Annotated in this window: 7 protein-coding genes; 3 read left to right on the top strand and 4 right to left on the bottom strand. The window is 60.9% G+C overall.

The window, feature by feature from the left end; all coding sequences use genetic code 11:
• Positions 1-227: 227 nt before the first annotated feature.
• Positions 228-1,220, bottom strand: a complete 993-nt coding sequence (rfbB, locus tag ACTFPK_RS07555; RefSeq protein WP_016443166.1) for a dTDP-glucose 4,6-dehydratase — start codon at positions 1,218-1,220, stop codon at positions 228-230.
• Between the two features lie 217 nt (positions 1,221-1,437).
• Between rfbB and ACTFPK_RS07550 the strand changes: the two genes are divergently transcribed.
• Positions 1,438-2,706 (top strand): gamma-glutamylcyclotransferase family protein, encoded by a 1,269-nt coding sequence (locus ACTFPK_RS07550; RefSeq protein WP_320757769.1) that lies wholly within the window; start codon positions 1,438-1,440, stop codon positions 2,704-2,706.
• Positions 2,707-2,811: 105 nt separating this feature from the next.
• Complete coding sequence (locus tag ACTFPK_RS07545) at positions 2,812-3,507, top strand: hypothetical protein (protein ID WP_320757770.1); 696 nt, start codon at positions 2,812-2,814, stop codon at positions 3,505-3,507.
• 41 nt (positions 3,508-3,548) lie between these two features.
• On the opposite strand, the gene ACTFPK_RS07540 is transcribed toward ACTFPK_RS07545, so the two are convergent.
• On the bottom strand, positions 3,549-4,538 hold the full coding sequence (locus ACTFPK_RS07540) for a glycosyltransferase family 2 protein (protein WP_320757771.1): 990 nt from the start codon (positions 4,536-4,538) through the stop codon (positions 3,549-3,551).
• A gap of 116 nt (positions 4,539-4,654) precedes the next feature.
• Entirely contained in the window at positions 4,655-5,959 is a 1,305-nt protein-coding gene (locus ACTFPK_RS07535; RefSeq protein ID WP_439911397.1) for a hypothetical protein, read from the bottom strand.
• A 118-nt stretch (positions 5,960-6,077) separates the two neighbouring features.
• Here ACTFPK_RS07535 and ACTFPK_RS07530 point away from each other — a divergent pair, with 118 nt between their 5' ends.
• Positions 6,078-6,965 carry a glycosyltransferase family 2 protein gene (locus ACTFPK_RS07530; RefSeq protein WP_320757773.1) on the top strand — a complete coding sequence of 296 codons (888 nt, stop codon included), beginning with the start codon at positions 6,078-6,080 and terminating at the stop codon, positions 6,963-6,965.
• Between the two features lie 61 nt (positions 6,966-7,026).
• Here the strand turns inward: ACTFPK_RS07530 and ACTFPK_RS07525 are convergent, their stop codons facing one another.
• On the bottom strand, positions 7,027-8,106 hold the full coding sequence (locus tag ACTFPK_RS07525; protein WP_320757774.1) for an acyltransferase family protein: 1,080 nt from the start codon (positions 8,104-8,106) through the stop codon (positions 7,027-7,029).
• Positions 8,107-8,147: the final 41 nt, after the last annotated feature.

Genomic DNA, 8,147 nt, shown 5'->3' with positions numbered 1-8,147 from the left:
GATGCTCCTAGCTCTTGGGTTGCGTTCAGTATAGCCGGCCCGCTGCGCGGCGGGCCGGTGGGACACGGAGAAGAAGACCGAGGACAGGCTTCCACGAACAGCGCTACCCCGCTCGCGATCCCGGTGGCACTCAAGGTGCCTGCCGGAGAAGTGCGAGCGGGGCAGCGATAAGGGCGATGCGTTGCGGGTACGCCAGGGCAGTGCCCGATGGACCGAAACGCGGCGCTTTAGTGGCCGGTCTTGGCGTACTTGGCCTCCACGGCTTCCTTCTGCGGGCGCCACCACTCTTCATTGGCCTTGTACCATTCCACGGTGTCATGCAGACCCGCCGCGAAGTCCTTGAACTTGGGCTGCCAGCCGGTTTCCTCCACCAGCTTGGAATTATCAATGGCGTAGCGCTGATCGTGGCCCGGGCGGTCATTCACATGATCGAAGTCATCGGGTTCGCGGCCGAACTCCTGGAGAATCATCTTGACGACCTCAAGGTTATTCTTTTCGCCATCCGCGCCGATGAGGTAGGTTTCCCCGATCCGGCCCTTATTGATGATCTCCCATACCGCCACGTTGTGATCGCGTACGTGAATCCAATCGCGCACCTGGAGACCGGTGCCGTAGATCCGCGGGCGGATGCCATCCAGAAGGTTGGTAACGGTACGCGGAATGAACTTCTCCACGTGCTGATAGGGGCCGTAGTTATTCGAGCAATTGGAGATGGTGGCTTCCACCCCGAAAGAACGCACCCAGGCGCGTACCAGCAGGTCCGAGCCGGCCTTGGAAGCCGAATACGGGGAGGACGCGATATAGGGATCGCCATCCTGGAAGCGGCGCGGTTCGTCAATCTCCAGGTCCCCGTATACTTCGTCGGTGGAAATATGGTGGAGGCGTACCCCGTGGCGCCGTACCGCTTCCAGAATTGTGTAGGTACCCACCAGGTTGGAGCGGATGAAGGGGGAGGGATCAACGAGCGAGTTATCGTTATGGGATTCCGCCGCGAAATTCACCACCAGATCGCAGTCTTTGACCAGGGGATCAACGGTATCCATATCCGCAATATCGCCCTGGACCAGGGTGACGCGGTCCAGGCCCTCAATGGACTTGGGATTACCCGCGTACGTGAGTTTATCCAGGACGACAACTTCGGCATCAGGATAATCCTCGACAGTTTGGTGAACGAAATTCGCGCCAATAAATCCGGCACCGCCGGTAACCAGGACACGCATATTATTCCTTTCGTGGGTCAGTTCCTGGCTAATTCTACCCGGAACTGCGGGGTGAAGAGTCAGCTCATCGCGCCGTGCCCACATTTTCAACGGGGGTGCGACACCGGCAAGCACTACTATTGTGACGCGCGAAGGGTTTAAGCTGGAGCTATCCGTCCACGCACCGCGGCCTGGATCCTGCACCACTCCGGGGCGCGAACAACCCGAGGAGGTTCTTTTGGAGAGGTATTCGCGCACGCGTACCCGCGCCACCGGGTTCATTGGTGTCACCGCAGTGCTGTCACTGATTGCTACCTTGCTGGGGCTCATGCCGGCAGCGCAGGGTGCGCCCGCTCTGGACGAGGGTGCCGGGAACTACTATTTCTTCAAAAACTCTCTCACCTCGGGTCCGGCCGATGTGGAGATGTCGTACGGGAGGCATACGGATGTGGTGTTTTCCGGGGATTGGAATGGCGATGGCCGAGACACCCTCGGCGTGAACCGCGGCTCCGATTTCTATATGAAAAACAGCTTCGTGTCCGGGGACGCGGATATCCACTTTAAATTCGGGCTGCCCACCGATCAATTCCTTATCGGCAATTGGGATGCGGTCGTGGGCGATACGGTTCTTATTCGTCGCGGTAATACGTATTTCGTGCGCAATGAGCTCACCACCGGAGGCGGGGAACATACTTTTACCTTCGGTCAGCCCGATGATGAAGTGATCGCGGGGGATTGGAATGGCGACGGCACCGATACCCTCGCTATTCGGCGCGGCAATATGTTCTACGTCAGCAATGTGCTCGACGATGATGAGAATTTCACGGTTTTCTCCTTCGGGCGCCACGGGGATACCGTTCTGGTCGGTGACTGGGATGGCGATGGTATCGATAGTTTCGCGGTGCGCCGCGGCAATATGTACTACGTCAATAATTCCACTGTTTCCGGTGGGGATGCTTCCACGGAATTCTCGTACGGGCGGCACGGGGATACCGTTCTGGTGGGCGATTGGGATCGGGACGGGGTGGATACTCTGGCGGTACGCCGCGATTACGTACCGCAGGCTCCCAATAGCCAACGCCCGCCCAACCTTGGTCCCAATTCCGGCGGTTACCCCATTCTGGTCTATGGAACGCTACGCCAGGGGGAAGAAGCTGCCTACGTTGTTAATGATTATTCCGGTATCAAAGAAAGCTCCGTGCCGGATTATGAACTGTGGATCACCGGCCCGCGGTGGAACCCGTGGCCCTGGGCTCTTCCCGGCCCGCGCGGGCTACGCGGTGACCTCCTGCAGTATGGGCCGTGGAATTATGACGCCAAAGTGGCGCAAATGGATGATTGGGAAGGTTATGTTCCGGGTAAGAACCCTGCCTATATGAATTACACGCGTGACCTCGTCACCACGGTGGACGGGCCGGCGTGGATGTACGTGGCAACAAAATGGCGGCAGGATTTCGCGCGGCGCTGGGGCTACGTGGTACCCCACGGTGATTTCCACCGCTTCTAAGAACGCGTGGCGAGAAAAAGGAAAAATAACGAGATGATGCACAGTAGTCACACCACACAGGCTGCACTCTCACAACCCGCGCCCTCGTTCGGGCGGGGAACCCGCGTGAGTCGGTGGACCGTGGGAAGCGTACTCGCGGGGCTGAGCCTAGCCGGGATTATGGCACTAGGTGGCTGCGCGAGCACCGCGGTGGGTGATCCAGATCCGGTCACCCCGATTCCGGTGGCGAGCGCGGCTCCCGGCGGCGGAGCAGCCAGCGGGAACGGCACCGGGACCATGCAGGAACGTGCCGCGGTCACGGCCGGTTCGGAAGGCGGCCGCCCGGTTACGGTTGCGCCCAGCGGGGATGTGGAAGCTGAGCTTGGAGTGCCGGTAGGTCTTTCGGTCGACGGCGCCACTCGGGCGGCATTCACTCTGACAGTCACGGATATTACCCGGGCACAGGAGTGCCCCTCGCGCATCGCGGAGCCAGCTGTTTTCACTCCCAAGAACGGCACGTTCCTCGTGGTTGATCTCAGCGCGCAGATGGCAGCTGATTATGACGCCTACGACCCGGATGCTCCCTTCCTCACCCTGGATCGGGATGCTTTTTATCTCACGGACTTGGAGGGAAATATCCAGGAAGATAGCCACACGGTGCCATCTTACGGGTGTTATTCCACCGCGGAGCGGGTCACCCCCTTTATCAACCCGGGGGAAAGCGCGGCCGGTAAGGTGGTCCTGGAAACCTCCTTGGAGCACGGCTACCTGGTCTACAACCCCTGGGGAGTGCCGGGATCGGGGTGGCGCTGGGCTTTCTAAGCGCCGCTGCTAGTCCGTTGCAAACCGCTTTTCATCCGTTCCTAATCCGCGATGGCGTAGGTGCTGCGCACGTAGCGCAGGTAGATCTTGCGGTAGAGCGCCGGGCAGGTGCGCAGCAGGGCGGCTCCGGCTGCCAGCTGCGGGCGGGCCTGCGCGGTAGCGCGCAGCATGGGCAAGCTAATAGCATGCCGTGCCGCGCGCACAATATCCGCGGTGTCCTTCTCCGAACGCATGGCCGATTGCGCCAAAATCATCATGGCGAGGGTGCGGTACACCAAAAAAGCGGAAAGATTCTCCGGTTCTGCCATCCATTCCGGCCCGAGCTGTTCGGCAAGGAAACGTGCGGCATCCTCATATTCCTGCGGATCGGGAACGCGACCCCAGGTGAGGGATTGGGTGCCCACCACGTAATTGGCCAGGGCATCGGGAATCGAGGTGACCTGCCGGGCCCGGGAAAGCGCTATCGCGGCAACAACCTGATCCTCCCCGCGGTGAATATGCTCCGGGAAACGCAAGTTCTGGAACGTGGCGGCGGCGAAAAGTTTATCCCAGAGGAACGGGGTGAGGTTATCGGTGAGGAAGGCACGTACCGCATCCGGGCCTGCCAGGGTGCCGAGGAAACGGGAGTGTTCGGTGCGCGTCTGGCCATTGGAGAGGTGGATGGTGCGTCCGCAGCACACCACATCGGTACCGGGCGCGTTCTCCACTTCATGCAGCATCCGTTCCAGATAGGTGGGTTCCCAGTAATCGTCCCCGTCAAGGAAAGCGATATAGTCCCCGGACGCGCGCTCAAGGGCGGAATTCCGGGCCCCGGATACCCCGGTATTGTTCTCGTGGTAGATCACGGTGAGACGGGCATCGGCAAGTTCTTTTTCCAGGTCGCGCAGCACGCCGGCAGTGTTATCGGGGGAGTGATCATCCACAACGATGAGCTCCACATCGGGCATGGTTTGGCCCAGGACCGATACAACCGCGCGCCGAATAGTGTCCTCACCGCGGTAGGCGGGAGTGATAACGGATACCCGTGCCATGATTCCTCCTAGGTCAGCTCACGTAGTCTCCATGGTACCCGCGCGCAGTCCCGGTGCATCCCCCACGGCCCCGAAGGTCCCCACGTATCTCGGGCGCTATCGGGTGCGATACGGTGTTATCGAGTGTGATGTACCAGGCCGAGGATATGGCAGATGCTCCCTAGCAGCGGGCCCACCACCAGGGAGGCAACTGTGCGTGTTTCCAGGGAGAGCGGGAGGAGCATCAGGGCGACGGAGACCAGCAGGGCCGCGCACCATCCCAGAATATTGAGGCGGTGGTGATCGGCGGCTAGTGCCACCGCTCCGGTCAAGGTAAGAAGAGCCAGGCAGGCTGCGGCAAGAACCAGTAATCCCAAAGTAAGGGGAGTATTTGCATAAGCCGGCCCGAAGATAACCGCCATGAGCCATGGGCCGCACGCGGCAGCGGCCAGGGCACCAATCCCGCCAATTCCTCCCACAATAAAGGCCAGGCGCAGTAAATAGCCGCGAGTGCGCTCGGGGTGCTGGACGAAAACCGTGATCACCATGGACTGGAAAGCTACGAGGGGAAGCATGAGGGGCGCGCGGGTCACGGAGACCGCTTGGATCAGCGGAGCGGCCTGAGAGAACACCGCAGGTTCGGTGGTCAGGCTCATAAGGAGCGGAAAACCGTTAATGAGGAGCGCGCTTGCCCCGGTGGCGATCATGGCCAGTAGGAGGCGGCGCACCAAGCCCCGCGGCGCGATATTAATGCGGGTGCGTGCCAAAGCTCGCACGCCCGGCGCAGCGCTGAGCAGCAACCAGGTACCGCAGGCCAGCACGCAGGCGAGGGCGTAGAAGTGGAGGGTGAGACTGAGATATCCGGCTACCGCAATAAAGAGGAAACGCAGGGCCGGCTCCAGCGAGGTGAGAGTACCGAAAATTTTCCACTTCCCGCGCCCCGCGAAAACTCCGAGGAGCCCTAAATGCACGCTATTGAGGACTACCCCTAGTGCAATAAAAGCGATAAGGAGCGCGCGCCCGGAAAACCCGTGAAATACCCGCAGCCACAGCGGAGTCACGACGAGCACCAGGAGTGCGGCACATACACCTACCCCCGCGCAGATAAGAACCGGCGAGGTGCGGTAGCACGAAGCTGCGGCCGTGGAATCCACGCCCGTGCGGCTTTCTACGCGGTCACGATTTTCGGCACGTTCACAGCTCTCAACCCGGTCCCGGCGCACCGCCCGTGTCACCTCATTTTGGAGACCCGCCACAATCGCAATAATGGCGAACAGGGCAGCCCAGAACGTCAAAAATAGGGTGTTATCGGTAGGGGAGAGCGAACGCGCACTCACCACCGTAATAAAGAAACCGGAGAGTGCTCCGGAAGCACCGCCGAGGGCAACCGGCAGGGCAGCCCCGGCAGTTTCTGAGTTCTGGCCAGCGGCGGTGGACATCACGGATGGCCTTTCTCTTCGCAGGATTTCTTAAGTATAGGGTGCGCCCGTGCCATAATAGGCGCTAGTACAGATGGCGGCGAAACAGAAAGCGGCTTCGCCATAGAAAGGATCATGCCCGATGCGCCTCGATATCATGCTGCCCTTCTGGGGGAACCCGGACTACCTCTTCCAAACAGTGGAATCGGTCCTGGCCCAGGATAGTGATGAGTGGAAGCTCACCGTGGTGGATGATTGCTATCCCGATGAGAGCGTGCCGGAGTATTTTGCCAAGCTACATGATGAGCGCGTCACCTATATTCGTAACGAAACGAACCGGGGCATTACCGAAAACTACGAGACCTGCCTGAAGCTCGCCACCGCGGAATACATGATGTTCATGGGCTGCGATGACATGATGGAACCGAATTTTGTGTCCACCATCCAGGCCGCTATTGCCGCCCATCCCACCATCGATATTATTCAGCCCGGGGTGCGCCCCATTGACGCGCAGGGCACCGTTATTTCGCCCCTCGGGGACCGTATCAAAACCTCCCTGCGCAAGCGCTCCACACGTATGGGTAACGTTATTTCCGGGGAAGGTGCGGCCGCGGTACTCCTCACCGGGGACTGGCTCTATTGGCCCTCGCTCGTTTTCCGTACCGAGACTATTCGCGCCACTCCCTTCCGCCCCGGCTTCCCCCTCATCCAGGATCTCGCCATCGTTGTCGATATGCTGGCTGCCGGCGCCTCCCTGCTGGTAGAGCCGACGGTGTGCTTCCGATACCGCCGCCACGATTCTTCCGCCTCCGCCTCCAAGCTTCTGGACGGTACCCGCTTCGCCGGGGAACGGCGCTATTTTGCGCTCGCGGCCGCGGACATGAAAAAGCGCGGCTGGACGAAGGCCCAGCGGGCGGCCCAGCTGCACGCCACCTCGCGCCTTTACGCCGCCACTTTGCTGCCGCGGGCCCTCAAGGAACGCAGCGCTACCGGGGTACGTACCCTGCTGCGGCACCTGGTAGGCAAGTAGGCCCGGCGTCGTCGTTCTTGGTACGACGACGCACGCCCCGCAGCGCGCGTATTCGCGCCCACTAGCGCGCCGGCGCGCGCAACTCCCCGAAGGGATTCTTTTTGCCGCGCGAAGCCCGCATGGCCGGCCGTTCCACCAGGAACCAGGAGAATGCCGCGCCCAGGGCGGTGAGCACGAAAAGAACCGCGCAGAAAACGAGGTAGGGGGCTGCGGCTGCCAGCCCGAGGCGGGTGAGTAGCTGGGTGAGTGGGAATCCCCAAATGTAGATGCCGTAGCTGAAATCGTGGACTTGGAAGAGCCGCGGGGAGGGGAGTGTCTGCCCGATCCACAGCAGCAGGTAGGTGAGCAGCGGCGCGGAAATCTGCGGCCCGGAATGCGGGGCCACCACCATGATCGCCACGGCCGCAACCGTTGCACCCAGCGCACCCCAGGTGGTGAGGCTGAGGCGGTCTTTGGCCAGGAAGAGCAGGGAGCCACCGAAGAAGAACGGTAGCAAGCGCGAGAGCTGGTCGAGGGTGCCGTTCATCGTGCCCAGGTACACGGTGGCAGTGGGGAGGAAGACCCGCAGTGCGCAGGTGCCCAGGAAAATCACGGCCGTGGGCCAGATATGCCGCTTGAAGAAGGGGATGGTGAGCAGCGCGCCCACGATGAGGTAGCACACGAACTCGTAGTAGAGCGACCACAGCGAGCCGTTCCAGGCGATGGGATAGGGAACATTGTGGAGGGTATCCGCGATGCCCCACTGGTTCATGTAGAGGAAGAAATTGCCCAGGATATAGCTGATGGGAGTGGGGCCGGTGGTGAGGTAGCCGTCCAGGGTGCCATGATCGAGCAGATAGACAAACGGCGCGAGGAGGAAAGCTGTCACCACATTGATAAACAGAAAAGCCGGGAAAATCCGGACCACGCGGTTCTTGAGGTAGCGCCCCACATCCGAACGCAGGCGCGCAGCGGTAATGAGATACCCGGAAATCATAAAGAAACCGAAAACAGCCCAGGCGCCCACAGATTCACCGGGTGTGATCTCGAACTCCCCGACGAGCTGGGTTACCGGCCCCACGTGGTGGAAAAGTACCATCAGCGCAAAGACCAGCCGAATCAGATTCAGCGAGTTATTGCGGGGGTCAAGCCATGTGCGCATACGTTCCTTCGCGTGGTCCCATCGCGGCGGAGCGACGACGC

Origin of the sequence: Actinotignum sp. UMB0459 (genome assembly GCF_051905915.1) — a bacterium.
Classification (GTDB): domain Bacteria; phylum Actinomycetota; class Actinomycetes; order Actinomycetales; family Actinomycetaceae; genus Actinotignum; species Actinotignum sanguinis.
This window is presented reverse-complemented; position numbering and strand designations above follow the sequence as displayed.